General features: G+C 71.0%; 14 protein-coding genes. 4 read left to right on the top strand and 10 right to left on the bottom strand.

Annotated features, from left to right (window positions below; all coding sequences use genetic code 11):
• The 7 genes from G3573_RS07040 to ccoN form a co-directional block, all read right to left on the bottom strand.
• A partial coding sequence (locus G3573_RS07040) for a heavy metal translocating P-type ATPase (RefSeq protein WP_163260375.1) occupies positions 1 to 999 on the bottom strand: 999 nt, incomplete at its 3' end.
• The gene (locus G3573_RS07035) at positions 996 to 1,472 is read right to left on the bottom strand and encodes a FixH family protein (RefSeq protein ID WP_163260374.1); all 477 of its coding nucleotides are present in this window, start codon (positions 1,470 to 1,472) and stop codon (positions 996 to 998) included. The genes G3573_RS07035 and G3573_RS07040, both read right to left, overlap by 4 nt.
• Entirely contained in the window at positions 1,469 to 2,959 is a 1,491-nt protein-coding gene (ccoG, locus tag G3573_RS07030) for a cytochrome c oxidase accessory protein CcoG (RefSeq protein ID WP_346427352.1), read from the bottom strand. The genes G3573_RS07035 and ccoG overlap by 4 nt, the downstream gene beginning before the upstream one ends.
• Before the next feature lie 13 nt (positions 2,960 to 2,972).
• Positions 2,973 to 3,845 (bottom strand): cytochrome-c oxidase, cbb3-type subunit III, encoded by an 873-nt coding sequence (ccoP, locus tag G3573_RS07025; protein ID WP_163260373.1) that lies wholly within the window; start codon positions 3,843 to 3,845, stop codon positions 2,973 to 2,975.
• Complete coding sequence (locus G3573_RS07020) at positions 3,845 to 3,997, bottom strand: cbb3-type cytochrome c oxidase subunit 3 (RefSeq protein ID WP_163260372.1); 153 nt, start codon at positions 3,995 to 3,997, stop codon at positions 3,845 to 3,847. The genes ccoP and G3573_RS07020 overlap by 1 nt, the downstream gene beginning before the upstream one ends.
• Before the next feature lie 2 nt (positions 3,998 to 3,999).
• Positions 4,000 to 4,734: a cytochrome-c oxidase, cbb3-type subunit II gene (gene ccoO, locus G3573_RS07015; RefSeq protein ID WP_163260371.1), complete on the bottom strand. Its 735-nt coding sequence runs from the start codon at positions 4,732 to 4,734 to the stop codon at positions 4,000 to 4,002.
• Between the two features lie 11 nt (positions 4,735 to 4,745).
• A complete protein-coding gene (ccoN, locus tag G3573_RS07010; protein WP_163260370.1) occupies positions 4,746 to 6,401 on the bottom strand; it encodes a cytochrome-c oxidase, cbb3-type subunit I in 1,656 nt (551 codons plus the stop codon).
• Positions 6,402 to 6,570: 169 nt separating this feature from the next.
• Between ccoN and G3573_RS07005 the strand changes: the two genes are divergently transcribed.
• Both G3573_RS07005 and ccmE read left to right on the top strand, forming a co-directional pair.
• On the top strand, positions 6,571 to 6,810 hold the full coding sequence (locus G3573_RS07005) for a hypothetical protein (protein WP_163260369.1): 240 nt from the start codon (positions 6,571 to 6,573) through the stop codon (positions 6,808 to 6,810).
• Between the two features lie 6 nt (positions 6,811 to 6,816).
• Entirely contained in the window at positions 6,817 to 7,275 is a 459-nt protein-coding gene (gene ccmE, locus G3573_RS07000; RefSeq protein ID WP_163260368.1) for a cytochrome c maturation protein CcmE, read from the top strand.
• A 57-nt stretch (positions 7,276 to 7,332) separates the two neighbouring features.
• On the opposite strand, the gene G3573_RS06995 is transcribed toward ccmE, so the two are convergent.
• Positions 7,333 to 8,826, bottom strand: coding sequence for a Ppx/GppA family phosphatase (locus tag G3573_RS06995; protein ID WP_163260367.1), 1,494 nt, complete (start codon positions 8,824 to 8,826; stop codon positions 7,333 to 7,335).
• A 179-nt stretch (positions 8,827 to 9,005) separates the two neighbouring features.
• Between G3573_RS06995 and G3573_RS06990 the strand changes: the two genes are divergently transcribed.
• Positions 9,006 to 9,758 carry a hypothetical protein gene (locus G3573_RS06990; protein WP_163260366.1) on the top strand — a complete coding sequence of 251 codons (753 nt, stop codon included), beginning with the start codon at positions 9,006 to 9,008 and terminating at the stop codon, positions 9,756 to 9,758.
• 85 nt (positions 9,759 to 9,843) lie between these two features.
• Complete coding sequence (locus tag G3573_RS06985; RefSeq protein ID WP_163260365.1) at positions 9,844 to 11,271, top strand: transglutaminase-like domain-containing protein; 1,428 nt, start codon at positions 9,844 to 9,846, stop codon at positions 11,269 to 11,271.
• Here G3573_RS06985 and G3573_RS21985 read toward each other — a convergent pair.
• Positions 11,255 to 11,737, bottom strand: coding sequence for a hypothetical protein (locus G3573_RS21985; protein ID WP_205598119.1), 483 nt, complete (start codon positions 11,735 to 11,737; stop codon positions 11,255 to 11,257). The two genes, G3573_RS06985 and G3573_RS21985, sit on opposite strands and share 17 nt — an antisense overlap.
• Before the next feature lie 135 nt (positions 11,738 to 11,872).
• Complete coding sequence (locus G3573_RS06975; protein WP_163260364.1) at positions 11,873 to 13,396, bottom strand: M20/M25/M40 family metallo-hydrolase; 1,524 nt, start codon at positions 13,394 to 13,396, stop codon at positions 11,873 to 11,875.
• Between the last annotated feature and the right edge of the window lie 9 nt (positions 13,397 to 13,405).

The following is a 13,405-nucleotide window of genomic DNA, read 5'->3' as shown; positions in this document are numbered from 1 at the left end:
GCGCAGCACCAGCCGGCCGGTCAGGTTCAGCGCGCCGGCCGGCAGCCGGTCGCCGGCGCCGGCCCGCGCCGGGGCGGTCTCGCCGGTCACCAGCGCCAGGTCGAGATCGGAGGCGCCTTCCTCCACCACCGCGTCGACCGGGATGCGGTCGCCGGGCGCCACCGCCAGCCGGTCGTCGACCACGACGTCGCGCACCGGCACGGACAGTTCAGAGCCGTCGGCCTGCAGGACGGCGGCGGTGCGCGCCTGCAGGGCCAGCAGGTCGCGCGCGGCCGACCGCGCCGTGGCCCGCAAACGATGGTCGAGGTAGCGGCCGATCAGCAGCAGGAACAGCAAGCTGACCGCCGCGTCGAAATAGGCGTCCTTGCCCCGCAGGAAGGTCTCGCTGAAGCTGATCGCCAGGGTCAGCAGCACGCCGATCGAGATCGGCACGTCCATGTTGGCCCGGCCCTTGCGCAGCGAGCGCCAGGCCGACTCGAAGAAGGGCATGCCGGCCCACAGCGCGCACGGTGTCGCGACGATGGCCGAGGCCCAGTACATGAAGCCGCGCACGCCCTCGCCCATGCCCACGCCCGACCACACCGGGACGGTGAACATCATGGTGTTCATGGCCCCGAAGGCGGCGACGCCGAGCGCGATGGCGAGGCGGCGGCCCTCGCGGTCCTCCCCGGCCTTCGCCTCGGTCGGATCGAACGGGGCTGCGGCATAGCCGAGGTCGGTGACGGTCTCGACGATGCGGCGCGAGCTGGTCGCGCCAGGCGTCCAGGCGACGCTGAGCTTGCCGGTGGTCAGGTTCAGCCGGGCGGTCTCGACGCCGGGAAGCGCGCCGACCCCGCGCTCGATCTTGCCCAGGCACCCGGCGCAGCGCGCGCCACGCACCACCAGCTCCAGCACCTGCGCGCCATCCTCGCGCGCGCGGACGAAGGCCTCCGGATCAGCCGCCGTCTCGCCGGCCGTGACCCGGCCGGTCGAGGGACAGCCCGGCAGCGTGTCGGTCATGGCCACAGCAGCCGCCTTTCCGCCTGGAACACGTGGCCGTGGGCGTCGCGGGCGACGAAGGTCAGGTCCCACGCGCCCTTCACCTTCGGCGCCTCGCCGCGGTAGCCGCCGTCGCCGTCCCGCTGGAAGACGACCTCGTGCGACCCGGCGTCGGTGGCCGGCCGCCGCAGCGTTCCGGTGAGCTTGAGGGCGGTGAGCGGGCGCCCGTCGGCGTCGCGCACCCGCACGGTGACCACGCCCGGCTCGACCGCCGCCGCCGTCGCCGTCCAGCCCAGCGCCGCCTGGGCCGCGTGCTGCTCCAGCGTGCGGTTGTAGGCCAGGCCGTCCTCGTAGGCGGTCGCGCTGGTCTCGCCCGGGTGGCTGCGCACGGCCATGACGGTGAACACCGTGTCGACGCCGATCACCGCCCCGAAGAACAGCACCAGGCACCCCAGCACGTGCCAGCCGGTCAGCTTGAACTCACGCTTGCTCATCGCCCCCTCCCCGGGCCTGCGAGGAAGACGGTGGGGACCGTGTCGGTCTCCCCGTCCTTGAGGTCCCGGACGCTGAACGCCGCCGGGGTCGAATGGCGGGTCGCCGCCTCTGCGGGCACGATCACGAACACCCGAAGCGCGCGCACGCGGTTCGGCTCGACCGCGACCGTCAGCTCACGCCGGCCCGGCAAGCCGACCGCCTTGAGCTCGGCCGAGGCCGGACCGTCGAAGACCACGCGATAGGTGCGGACCTCGGCGCCCCGGTTTGCCAGCTTGAGGGTATAGCCGTTACGCACCGAGCCGTCCTTCAGCCGCACGAAGGTCGGGTTGCGGTCGCGCAGCACGTTCAGGTCGACGCTGGAGCGTGTCTCCAGCCCCCAGGCCATGGCGGCCGCCGCCAGCGCGAGCGCCACGGCGTAATAGACCGTGCGCCCACGCACCAGCCGATAGACCGGCGTCTTCTTGGCCGAGCGCGCCGCCACCGCCGCGTCGGTGTCGTAGGCGATCAGCCCCTTGGGCCGGCCGACCTTGGTCATGACCTCGTCGCAGGCGTCGATGCACAGGCCGCAGTTGATGCACTCCAGCTGCGGGCCGTTGCGGATGTCGATGCCCATCGGGCAGACCACCACGCATTGGCGGCAATCGACGCAGTCGCCGCGCCCGGCCCAGTCGGCGCCCTTCTTATGGGCGCCGCGCGGCTCGCCGCGGTCGTAGCGGTAGGTGACCTGCAGGCTGTCCTTGTCCAGCATCGCCCCCTGGATGCGGGGCCACGGGCACATGTAGGTGCACACCTGCTCGCGCATCAGGCCGGCGAAGGCGTAGGTGGTGAAGGTCAGAAGGCCCACCCAGACATAGGCCGTGACCGAGGCCTGTCCGCCCCACAGGTCGCCCCACAGGGTCGGCGCGTCGGCGTAGTAGAACACCCAGGCTCCGCCGGTGGCCGCTGCGACGGCGACCCAGACCGCGTGCTTGCCGCTCTTGCGCCAGAGCTTGTCGAACGACCAGGGCGCCTTGGCCAGCTTGAGCCGCGCGTTGCGATCGCCTTCGAACAGGCGCTCCACCGCGATGTAGAGGTCGGTCCACACCGTCTGCGGGCAGGCGTAGCCGCACCACAGCCGGCCGAACAAAGCCGTCACCAGGAACAGGGCCAGGGCCGAGATCACCAACAGGCCGGTCAGGAAGTAGACCTCCTGCGCCCAGAAATGCAGGCCGAACAGGTAGAAGCGCCCGTGCGCCAGGTCGACCAGCACCGCCTGGTCCGGCAGGTCGCCCGGCCGGTCCCAGCGGATCCACGGCACCGCGTAGTAGACGCCCAGCATGAGGACCAGCAGCACCCACTTGATCATCCGGAACGGCCCGTGGACCAGCTTCGGATGGATCGGCTCGCGCTTCCTGTAGAGCTCGAGCTTCGGCGTCTTCACGGGCTGCGGCGGGCCGCTCTTGCAAGCGGCCCCCCTGCTCTTCAGCGTGTCGATGACGACGGTCACGGCCGGCCCTCCGTCACCGTCCCCCGCCGGAATTGGCGTGGACGTAGACCGCGAGCGCGCGGATGGTCGCCGGATCGAGCCGGTTCTCCCAGGTCGGCATGACCCCGTTGCGGCCGTTCCAGACCTGAGTCTGGATAGAGTCGCGGTCGCCGCCGTACAGCCAGTCGGCGTCGGTCAGGTCGGGCGCGCCGTACTCAGGCCCGCCCTTGCCGGTCGCGCCGTGGCAAGCCGCGCAGTTGTCGGCGAAGATCTGCGCCCCACGCCCCGCCTTGGCCTTGTCGACGTCGCGATGCGACAGCGAGAAGACGTACTCGGTGACGTCCGACACCTGCGCCGGCTGCAGCATGCCGTCGCGCCCGAAGGCCGGCATCTGAGAGGTGTGGGTGTCGGGGTGCGAGGAGCGCACGCCGACGCGGATGGTGCGCTCGATCTGCTCGGGCGAGCCGCCCCACAGCCAGACGTCGTCGCGCAGGTTGGGATAGCCCTTGGCTCCCGCCCCGCCGGTCCCGTGGCAGGTGGCGCAGTTGTCGCCGAACGCCGCCTGGCCGGCGGCCAAGGCGTAGGCCTGCAGCTCCGGATCCTGCTCGACCTGCTCGGGCGTGGCGGCCAGCAGCTTGGCGCCGATGACGCTGCGCTCGGCCTTCTGGCGGCTCAGCTGGGCGGCCACGTCGGCCCGGTCGGACTGGCCGATCAGGCCCTTGGTGTAGCCGCTGATCCCCGGCCAGGCCGGCATCAGCACCCAGTAGGCCAGCGCCCAGGCGATGGTCGCGTACCAGACCCACAGCCACCAGCGCGGCAGCGGATTGTCCAGTTCGCGGATGCCGTCCCACTCGTGGCCGGTGGTCTCGACGCCGCCGGCGTCCTTGTCGTCATGAGGCTCGGACATCACGCGTCCTCTTCGAGCGGCAGGCGGGCGGCCGCGTCGAACTCGGCCTTCTTCTTGGGCCAGAAGGCGTAGGCGCAGCCGGCCAGGAAGATCACGATGAAGTAGAGGGTGCCGCCCTGCTGGACGGCCTTGGCGACCGTTGCGTAGTCCACGATCACCTCCGATTTTCCGGGGCTTCGGCCTGGTAGGTCGAGAAATCGACCAGGGTGCCGAGCATCTGCAGGTAGGCGACCAGGGCGTCCATTTCGGTCACCCGGGCGGGGGCGCCGTCGAAGTCGCGCACGGTGATCTTCTGGCCGTAGCGGGCCTTCAGTCCCGAGGCGTCGGAGAACTCGTCGGCCTGGGCCTCGAGGTCGGCCTTGGCGTTGGTCACGTCCGCGGCCGAATAGGGCACGCCCACGGCCTGCTGCGCCTTCAGCTTGTCGGCGATGTCGCGGTAGTCCAGCTCCGTCTCGGACAGGAAGCCGTAGGGCGGCATCACGCTTTCCGGCACCACCGCACGCGGGTCCTTCAGGTGGTCGACGTGCCAGCCGTCCGAATACTTGCCGCCGACCCGCGCCAGGTCCGGCCCTGTGCGCTTGGAGCCCCACTGGAACGGGTGGTCGTACATGCTCTCGGCGGCCAGGCTGTAGTGGCCGTAGCGCTCCACCTCGTCGCGCAGAGGGCGGATCATCTGCGAATGGCAGACGTAGCAGCCCTCGCGGACGTAGATGTCCCGGCCCGCCAGTTCGAGCGGCGTATAGGGGCGCACGCCGTCGACCTTCTCGACCGTGCTCTCCAGCCAGAACAGGGGCGCGATCTCGACCAGGCCGCCGACCGACACCACCACCAGGGTGGCCAGCACCAGCAGCATGGAGTGGCGTTCGAGTTTGCCGTGCTTCTTCCACATGACGCGCGCCCTTACTCGGCCGCCGCGAGGGCGGGCTGGGCGACGAGCCGGGCGGCTTCGGGCTCGGCCGAAGGCATGCGGATCGTCTTCCAGAGGTTGAAGGCCATCAGTCCGGCGCCGCCCAGGAACATCAGCCCGCCCAGCAGGCGGATGACGTTGGAGACGTGCTTGGCCGAGACGGTTTCGACGAAGGAGTAGGCCAGGAAGCCCTCGGACGTGTACTCACGCCACATCAGGCCTTCCATGACGCCGGAGACCCACATCGAGCAGATGTAGAGCAGGGTCCCGGTGGTCGCGATCCAGAAGTGCCACTCGACCAGCTTGATCGAGTACAGGCCCGGCTTGTTCCACAGCCACGGCACCAGGCAGTAGAGCGCGCCGAAGGAGATGAAGCCGACCCAGCCCAGGGCGCCGGCGTGCACGTGGCCGATGGTCCAGTCGGTGTAGTGGCTGAGCGCGTTGACCGCGCGCACCGACATCAGCGGGCCTTCGAAGGTGGCCATGCCGTAGAAGGCCAGGGCCACCACCATCATGCGGATGACCGGATCGGTGCGCAGCTTGTCCCACGCGCCGGACAGGGTCATCAGGCCGTTGATCATGCCGCCCCAGGACGGCATCCACAGCATGATCGAGAAGGTCATGCCCAGGGTCTGCGCCCACTGCGGCAGGGCCGTGTAGTGCAGGTGGTGCGGGCCGGCCCAGATGTAGATGAAGATCAGCGACCAGAAGTGCACGATCGACAGCCGGTACGAGTAGACCGGCCGCTCCGCGCGCTTGGGCACGAAGTAGTACATCATCGCCAGGAACGGCACGGTCAGCAGGAAGCCGACGGCGTTGTGGCCGTACCACCACTGGGTCAGGGCGTCCTGAACGCCCGCGAACAGGCTGTAGCTGTGCGAGGCGAAGGCCGAGACCGGGATCGCCAGGTTGTTGACGACGTGCAGCAGGGCGATGGTGACGATGAAGCCCAGGTAGAACCAGTTGGCGACGTAGATGTGCTTTTCCTGGCGCTTCCAGATCGTGCCCAGGAAGGCCAGCAGGTAGGCGACCCAGACGATCGTCAGCCAGATGTCGACGTACCACTCCGGCTCGGCGTACTCGCGCGACTGGGTGACGCCCATCAGGTAGCCGGTGGCGGCCAGCACGATGAACAGCTGGTAGCCCCAGAACACGAACCAGGGCAGCAGGCCGCCGAACAGCCGCGCCTTGCAGGTGCGCTGCACCACGTAGAAGGACGAGGCGATCAGCACGTTGCCGCCGAAGGCGAAGATCACCGCCGAGGTGTGCAGCGGCCGCATCCGCCCGAAATTCGTCCACGGCAGGTCCGGGAAGTAGAACAGGTTCGGGAAGGCCAGCTGAGCGGCGATCAGGCAGCCGACGGCGAAGCCGGCCAGGCCCCAGAACATCGACGCCACCACGCCGGCGCGCACGACGCCGTCCATGTAGCGGGACGCGTCCCCGCTGCGGGCGGGATCGGTCAGGCGCACGACCACCGCGCCCAGCCCGAGGGTGAAGGCGGCCAGGAACACGTAGGCGTGGATGCGGAAGAGCGGGTCGGCTGTCCCCGCCGCCATCAGCAGCGAAAGAAACGCGCCGAGCCCCAGGCCGACGGCCAGGATCACCGCGTCCAGCGGCGTCCGGCTTTCGGCCGAGGTGGTGACAGACATGGAAACGTCCCCGGCGGCGCGGCGGGGAGTCGTCGCGCCTTTTCAGGCTTCCGGATGCGCCTGAAGCCGGGCCGGGGTCGATTAAGGGAAAGTACGGAAGTGCGCCGCTCGGGCCGCTCGGACTAAGGCTGAAAGGCCGGACGCGCCCGTCCGCGAAGGAGCCTTTCCCGTGCACCGAGAGATACTGGGCGTCTCGATCATCCGCTGGGCGCTGGCCGCCGCGGGCCTCGCCGCCGGCCTGGTGGCGGTGGCGGGCGCGATCCTGAACAGCGACGCCGTCGGCTGGTGCCTGCAACAAGGCCACCCAGGCTTCGGCCACTGCGGCTGGTGCTACCTCGGCACGGCCCTGCTGCTGAGCGCGGCCGCGCCCTGGCCGCGGCTGCGCAAGGCGCGCGCCGTCCGCGCCTGACCGGCCATGCCGCTGCTCCCGAAATCGCGCACCGCCCGCCGGCGCCTGGCCGTCGTGGCGGCCATAGCCCCGGTGCTGGCCGGGGCCGTGGGCCTGTCGCTCTACGCCATGCAGGACGCGGTGATCTTCTTCTACGGCCCGACCCAGGCCCAGCAGGAGGCCGTTCCGGCCGGCCGCACCATCCGCATCGGCGGCCTGGTCGAGGTCGGCTCTGTGCGCAAATCGACCGACGGCTCGGTCCGCTTCCAGGTGACCGACGGCGCGGTCGCGGCCCCGGTCGTCTACCACGGCCAGCTGCCCGACCTGTTCCGCGAGGGCCAGGGCGTGGTGGTCCAGGGCGCCTACGACCACACCCGCACCTTCGAGGCCGACGAGGTGCTGGCCAAGCACGACGAGACCTACATGCCCCGCGAGGTCGCCGACGCCCTGAAGGCGAACGGCGAGTGGCGCGGCGGCGAGACCTAGCCCGGGCTACCGGGTCTAGGCGGAGACAGGACCTTTCGAGCCCCGCTGCGCCCGGGCTCAGGCGCCGAAGCGCTCGGCGAGGACGCCGTGCCGGAGGCCACGATCGCTGACGGTCAGGGCCCCGGCGCCGAGCTTGTCCATCACCGTCCGGACGATGCATGCGCCGGCGAGGATGACTTCGGCGCGTTTGGGCTGCAGGCCGACGATCGAACGGCGGCCGGCCGCGTCGCGCGACCGGTACATCTCGATCTGGCGGTCGATCTCGGCGCGATCGAGCTCTGCGCCCTGGACGACGTCCGGGTCGTAGATGGTCAGCGCATGTTTGACCGCGGCGATGTTGGTGACCGCTCCGCCCATCGCCACCAGCGCGTCCACCGGCCCACGCCCGTCGATCCGTGACAGGTCCGCCGCGATCGCCGCGATCGCCTCGCCCAGCACCTCGGGCGCGACCGCGCGGTCCAGCCCGAACCGTTCCGTGTAGCGGGCGGCGCCGACCTGGACGCTGAACCGCTCGTCCACCTGGCCGTCCCGTCCGAACGTGAACTGGGTGCTGCCGCCGCCGGTGTCGAACACGACGAGCGAGCCTTCGGAAACGCCCAGCCCCGCCGTCACGGCGAGGTAGGCCAGCCGCGCCTCCTCCTCGCCCGGGATCACCTCGACCGTGATCCCCGTGCGCGCGCGGATCGCCTCGACGACCGCCGCGCCGTTGCGGGCGGCCCGCAGGCCCGCCGTGCCGACGGCGACGATCGCCCGCGCGCCGCAGCGCTTCGCTTCGTCGACCATGTCGGCGACGGCGGCGGCCGTCCGCTCGGCGGCTTCGGGCGAGATCTCGCCCGTCTCCTGAAGCCCCTCGCCCAGGCGCGTCAGCTCGGCGCGATCGACGACCGTCCGACAGGCGCCGACGCCGTCACGTTCGCCGACATGCAGCTTGACCGAGTTGGTGCCGACGTCGATCACCGCATAGCGCTCCGGCGCCCCGTCGAGCAGGGCCCGCAGGCCGGCCGCATAGTTCGTGTTGAGGTAGCCGCCGAGGCCGACCGTCGCGACGGCAGAGAGGACGGCGGACGCGTCCTCCGACTCGATCGCGATCGTGCGGCAGGGCCGGCCATCGGCCAGAACGTCGCTGAACTCTGAGATGCAGCCGCCGACGGTGTAGCGGACCCGGCGCTTGTGGACCTTCACAGGCTGCAGCGCCCCGCCCGGCGCGACGACTTCGTCGAGGAACTGGTCGAGGGCGTAGGCGCTGCGGGCGAGCGGAGGCGTGGCGAGACAGAGCGACGCGAACACCTTCTCCACGGCCGCGGCCGGCAGCGGGAAGGCCTGCTTCATCACCGGCTCCCAGCGCTCCAGGCCGTTCGCGTCCACCTCACGGAGCACCTTGAGGTCCATCAGGTCGGCGCGGACCTTCGCGATCGCGCCGGCGCCGCCGAGGAAGTACAGCTCGTCGCTCTCCTGCACGGCGCCGGGCGTCAGCTCGGCGAACCGGGTTTCCGCCACGCCGAAGCGGGCGCCGAACGTGCGCCACTCCCATCGCGGGACGATCGTGGCCATGGACGACCTCCTGGCTGACGGCGCCCCCGTGCGAGGCGGGAGGGCGCCACGCCTCGGCCGGAACGGCGGCGCAGCCGGCGCGTTCCAAGGAATCGACGCGAACTCACTACCGACACCTGCGTGTCGCCGACGCCGTGAGACATCGACGCCGTCAGGGTGATCGCGCAGGAGCGGCAGCCATGAGCCTCACCTCAGCCCCCCTTGAGGAGCAGGCCCTCCGGATTTCCGACGACGTGGACGCCGTCGAGATCAAGGTCACGATCCGTCCGGACCAGGAACTGCGGGCCGAACGCGCCCTGGAAGTCGACGCGGACACCGCGGAAGTGCGGGTGATCTACTTCTTCGACACGCCGAAGCTCGACCTGTTCAACGCCGGCGTGTCCCTGCGCGCACGGCTGGTCAAGGGCGACGACGACGACTCGACGGTCAAGTTCCGTCCGGTCGAGCCGGAAGCGGTCCCCGCGAAATGGAGGGACGAGGTCGGCTTCAAGCTGGAGGTGGACCGCGTCGGCGAGAAGGCGCTCTGCACGGCGTCCTTCACGGTCGTGCAGCAGCGCGACGAGATCGACGAGGTGGCGGAGGGCCGGCGGGCGATCGCCAAGCTCTTCTCGCGCGAGCAGGAAGAATTCCTGCGCGAGTTCCATCCCGCCCCGGTCGACCTCGACGGACTGAGCGTGTTGGGCCCCATCCGCGCGCTGCGGTGGAAGCTGAAGCGCGGCGACTTCCCCTACAAGGTGACGGTCGAGGAGTGGCGCCTGCCGAACGGCGACGACCTGGTCGAGGCGTCGATCAAGACGACGCCCGACGACGCGGGACGCGCCCAGGCCGCGTTCGTGCAGTTCCTGACCGAGCTCCGCCTCGATCCGAAGGGGGCGGCCGAGACGAAGACCCGCACGGCGCTCGAGTACTTCGCGAAGACGTTGCACCACTGAGCCGCGATCGGCGCGGCTCCTGACGCCTGAGTTGCTCGGCGCGCCGCCGGCGGTCTAGCCTCAGGACGGACGTCAGGGGGCGCCGGTGAAATCTCTGTGGCTCGGACTGGCCGTCGCCCTGGCGGGCGCGCCGGCGGCGGCGACGCCCGAAGCGACCGTCTGGTACGTCGTGGTCGCCGACGACGGCGCGCCCATCGGCCACGCCTCGCGCGAGGTCACGCCCGGCCCAGACGGCGGGCGCCGCGTCGTCGAGACCCAGGACGTCGAGCTGCGCGAACAGGCCGGCCCGTCCACCCGCGTCAGCGGCCGCACCGTGGTCGAGGAGGACGCGGCCGGACGCACCCTCTCGATCAGCACCCGCTCGGACACCGGCCGCAGCTGGTCGCGCGCCGACGCCCGCATCGAACCCGGCCGCGCCGAGGTCGTGCGCCAGACCGCCTCGGAAAAGCGCACGGTCGTGGTGGCCCTGCCGGCCGGCGTGCGCTTCGACGGCGGCGAAGGCTTGCTGCGCGGCTGGGACCCGGCCGTCACGCCGCGCCTGGAATTCGACGCCTTCGACATCGACGCGCTGGCCGTGGAGCACGTCGTGATCGAAGCCGCGGCGCGCGACCCGGACGGCGCGATCTCGGCGCTGCGCCGGCGCTATGACCGCGGCGCGCTGAGCGCGATCGCGCGGCTGCGGATCGACCGCGAGGGCCGCCTCGTCGAGATCTCCCAGCCGATGTTCGGAACCGCCGTGCACGTGCGCGTCACCGACCGGGCGACGGCGCTCAAACCGCACCCGCCCTACCGCGTGCTGCCGACGGTGATGACCCGCTCGCCGTACAAGATCTCGTCGGACGCCGCCAAGGGCCACGTGCGCTACCAGTTCGGCTTCCGCGACGGCTACGACTTCGCCCTGCCCCAGACCGGCGAACAGCGCGTCGCCTTCGATCATGGCGCGGCCACCGTCGACATCTGCGTCGCCTGCGGCCCCGGCCTGAGCTCAGATCCCGACTATCTGGCCGACGCCCTGCGCCCCACCGCCTGGTTGCAGAGCGACCACGCGCGCCTGAAGGCCATCGCCGGCCCGGTCGCCCGGATGAAGATCTCGGACACGCGCAAGATGGAGCTGCTGGCCGAACGGGCGCGGCCCTACCTGGAGCGGCTCGACTTCATCGGCCACTTCTCGGCGCTGGACACCCTGTCGCGCCGCGCCGGCGACTGCACCGAGGCCGCCGTGCTGCTGGCCGCGCTGGGCCGCTCCGCGGGCATCCCCACCCGCGTGGTCAACGGCGTGGTGTATTCACGCGAGCGCTATCACGGGGTCGGGAACGTGTTCATGCCGCACAGCTGGACGCTGGCCTTCGTCGACGGCGAGTGGCGCAGCTTCGACATGGCGCTGGACGGCTTCGACAGCACCCACGTGGCCCTGACCGTCGGCGACGGCGACGCCCGCTCACTGTCGGCCGCCGCTCAGCTGGCCAGCCTGCTCCGCTGGGACGCGATGACCGAGGTCAGGACTTCGCGCTGACCGGCGTCGACGCAGGGGCGGGCGTGGAAGCGGGCGCCGGGGCTTCGGCGGGCGCGGCGGCCGGCTGGGCCGCGGGCGCCGGAGCGGGCTGGTCCTCATAGACCACCGGCAGGTCCGCAATGTCGGCGTCGGCTTCCGCGACCCGGACGTATTCGGCGTTCGCCGGATCCTTGATACCGCCGACGAGCACCCACTCCGTCTCGTCGATTTCCTGCGCGGCGGCGGCCATCGGCACGGCCGCGACCGCAGCCGCGATGGCCGCGGCCAAGGCGGCGCGGACCGGGAGCTTGTAGCTGACGCAGACCTCGCCGGCGCAGGCCGCGAGGAAGGCCACCCGCTCTTCGTCGCGCATGTCGGTCAGATCGTAGACCTCGCGCTTGCACAGACGGCAGACGTCGCCGTCCATGATGGCCGAAAGCTCGCCCTTGTACGGGCAGGGGCTCTGGATCTTCGGGAAGATGGCCATGACGCCTCGCAAGCTCGATATCTCGATCAGCAAAGTAAGCGCCAAGCGGAGCCGTTTCGCAAGACGGCGTTCTTCGGCGCGAATTCCGGGAAGGTGAGGACGGCGGCCCGGCGAGCCGCACCGCCGTCCTTCGCCTCACTTGATCGCGGCCACCTGGTACATGAACTCGACGAAGCCCATGGTCGCGCCGACCAGGCCCTGGACCTTCGGGTTGGACGACTCCACCACGAAGTACTCGTTGGGCGCGTGCGCGCCGCTGCCGTGGCCCAGGCCGAACTGGCCGGCGGGCAGGCTGACCGGGGCCGAGGTGAAGACCGTGCCGGGCCAGGAGCCGGCCAGGCGCGGATACAGCGTCACCGGCACGCCCATCCCCTTGTAGGTGGCGATCTGCGCCCGGATCAGGCGGCTGTTCTCGTCCGTCTCGGTCGGGTCGTACCCGCCGCTGACCTTGACCTCCACGTCCTGGAAGCCGCGCTTGTCCAGGTGGGCGCGCAGCTTGGCGACGCTGTCGTCCTTGGTCATGTCCGGGACCAGCCGCATGTCGATCTTGGCCACGGCCCGGCCGGGCAGGACGGTCTTGCCGCCCGGGCCGGTGTAGCCGGCGACCAGGCCCTCGATGTTCACGGTCGGCTGCGAGGCCAGGCGCTGCAGGGTCTGTTCCCACGGCAGGTCGTCGATGAAGTGCTCGACGCCCAGCGCCTTCTTGGCGTCGGCCTCGTTGATGTTCTGGGCGGCCAGCGCGATCAGCTCCTTCTCGCGAGGGGTCAGCGGCCGCACCTTTTCGAAGTAGCCGTCGATCGCCGGCGTGTTGCCGTCCGGGCTGACCAGAGTGGTCAGGGCCTGGACCAGCCGCCAGGCCGGGCTGTCGACGCGGGCCTTCTCGCTGGAGTGGATGTCGGTCTTCGGACCGCGTCCCCACTTCGCGCCGCTGGCCACCAGCTCCAGCTCCACCACGCCCTTGGCGCCGAGGTTGACGCTGACGCCGCCGTTGCTGGGGCTCTGCCAGCTGGAGGGGATGATCACGCCCTCGCACTTCTTCAGCGCGGCCAGCACCTGCGGCTGGGTGACGATCTGGCGGAAGTGCGGGCTGCCGATCTCCTCCTCGCCCTCGCACACCAGCACCAGGTTGACCGGCGGCTTCTTGCCGGCGGCGCGGAAGGCGTGCAGGGCGGCCAGCATGGCGCCCTCGGGGCCCTTCTGGTTCACCGCGCCCCGGCCCACGATCACCTTGCCGAAGCCCGGCTTGTCGACGATGCGCGCCTCCAGCGGCGGCGAAGACCACTCGGCCGGGTCGTACTGCTTGACGTCGTACATGAAGTAGAGCGCCAGCCAGCGCTTGGCGCCCACGTCCAGGGTGGCGAACACGCCCGGCGCGCCGTCGGTCGGCACCTTCTCCACGTGCTGGAAGCCGGCGTCGCGGGCCAGCGCCATCATGTACTCGGCGCCCTTGTCCATGTCGCGGTTCTCGGCGGCGATGGACGGCAGGGCGATCCAGCCCTGGATGCGCTTCACCGAAGCCGCGTAGCCGTCCTCGGCGGCCTTGCGGATGGCGGCGACGTCGCTGGCCGGCGCGGCTTGCGCGAGGTTAGGCGCGACGAGCGCGGCCGCGGCGCCGCCGAGCATGAGCCCGCGGCGGTTCGGAATCGTGATGTCGGACATGTGTTCCCC

This window comes from Caulobacter sp. 17J65-9 (assembly GCF_010975005.1).
Classification (GTDB): Bacteria; Pseudomonadota; Alphaproteobacteria; order Caulobacterales; family Caulobacteraceae; genus 17J80-11.
The sequence above is the reverse complement of the archived record's forward strand: the minus strand, read 5'-3'. Positions and strand labels throughout refer to the sequence as shown.

What these genes read in the sequence shown, in the direction of transcription:
- ccmE (WP_163260368.1), top strand. Translation starts at nt 6,817, where the DNA reads ATGCCGCTGCTCCCGAAATCGCGCACCGCCCGCCGGCGCCTGGCCGTC.
- ccoP (WP_163260373.1), bottom strand. Translation starts at nt 3,845, where the DNA reads ATGTCCGAGCCTCATGACGACAAGGACGCCGGCGGCGTCGAGACCACC.
- G3573_RS07035 (WP_163260374.1), bottom strand. Translation starts at nt 1,472, where the DNA reads ATGAGCAAGCGTGAGTTCAAGCTGACCGGCTGGCACGTGCTGGGGTGC.
- G3573_RS06995 (WP_163260367.1), bottom strand. Translation starts at nt 8,826, where the DNA reads ATGGCCACGATCGTCCCGCGATGGGAGTGGCGCACGTTCGGCGCCCGC.
- G3573_RS06990 (WP_163260366.1), top strand. Translation starts at nt 9,006, where the DNA reads ATGAGCCTCACCTCAGCCCCCCTTGAGGAGCAGGCCCTCCGGATTTCC.
- G3573_RS21985 (WP_205598119.1), bottom strand. Translation starts at nt 11,737, where the DNA reads ATGGCCATCTTCCCGAAGATCCAGAGCCCCTGCCCGTACAAGGGCGAG.
- ccoO (WP_163260371.1), bottom strand. Translation starts at nt 4,734, where the DNA reads ATGTGGAAGAAGCACGGCAAACTCGAACGCCACTCCATGCTGCTGGTG.
- G3573_RS06975 (WP_163260364.1), bottom strand. Translation starts at nt 13,396, where the DNA reads ATGTCCGACATCACGATTCCGAACCGCCGCGGGCTCATGCTCGGCGGC.
- ccoN (WP_163260370.1), bottom strand. Translation starts at nt 6,401, where the DNA reads ATGTCTGTCACCACCTCGGCCGAAAGCCGGACGCCGCTGGACGCGGTG.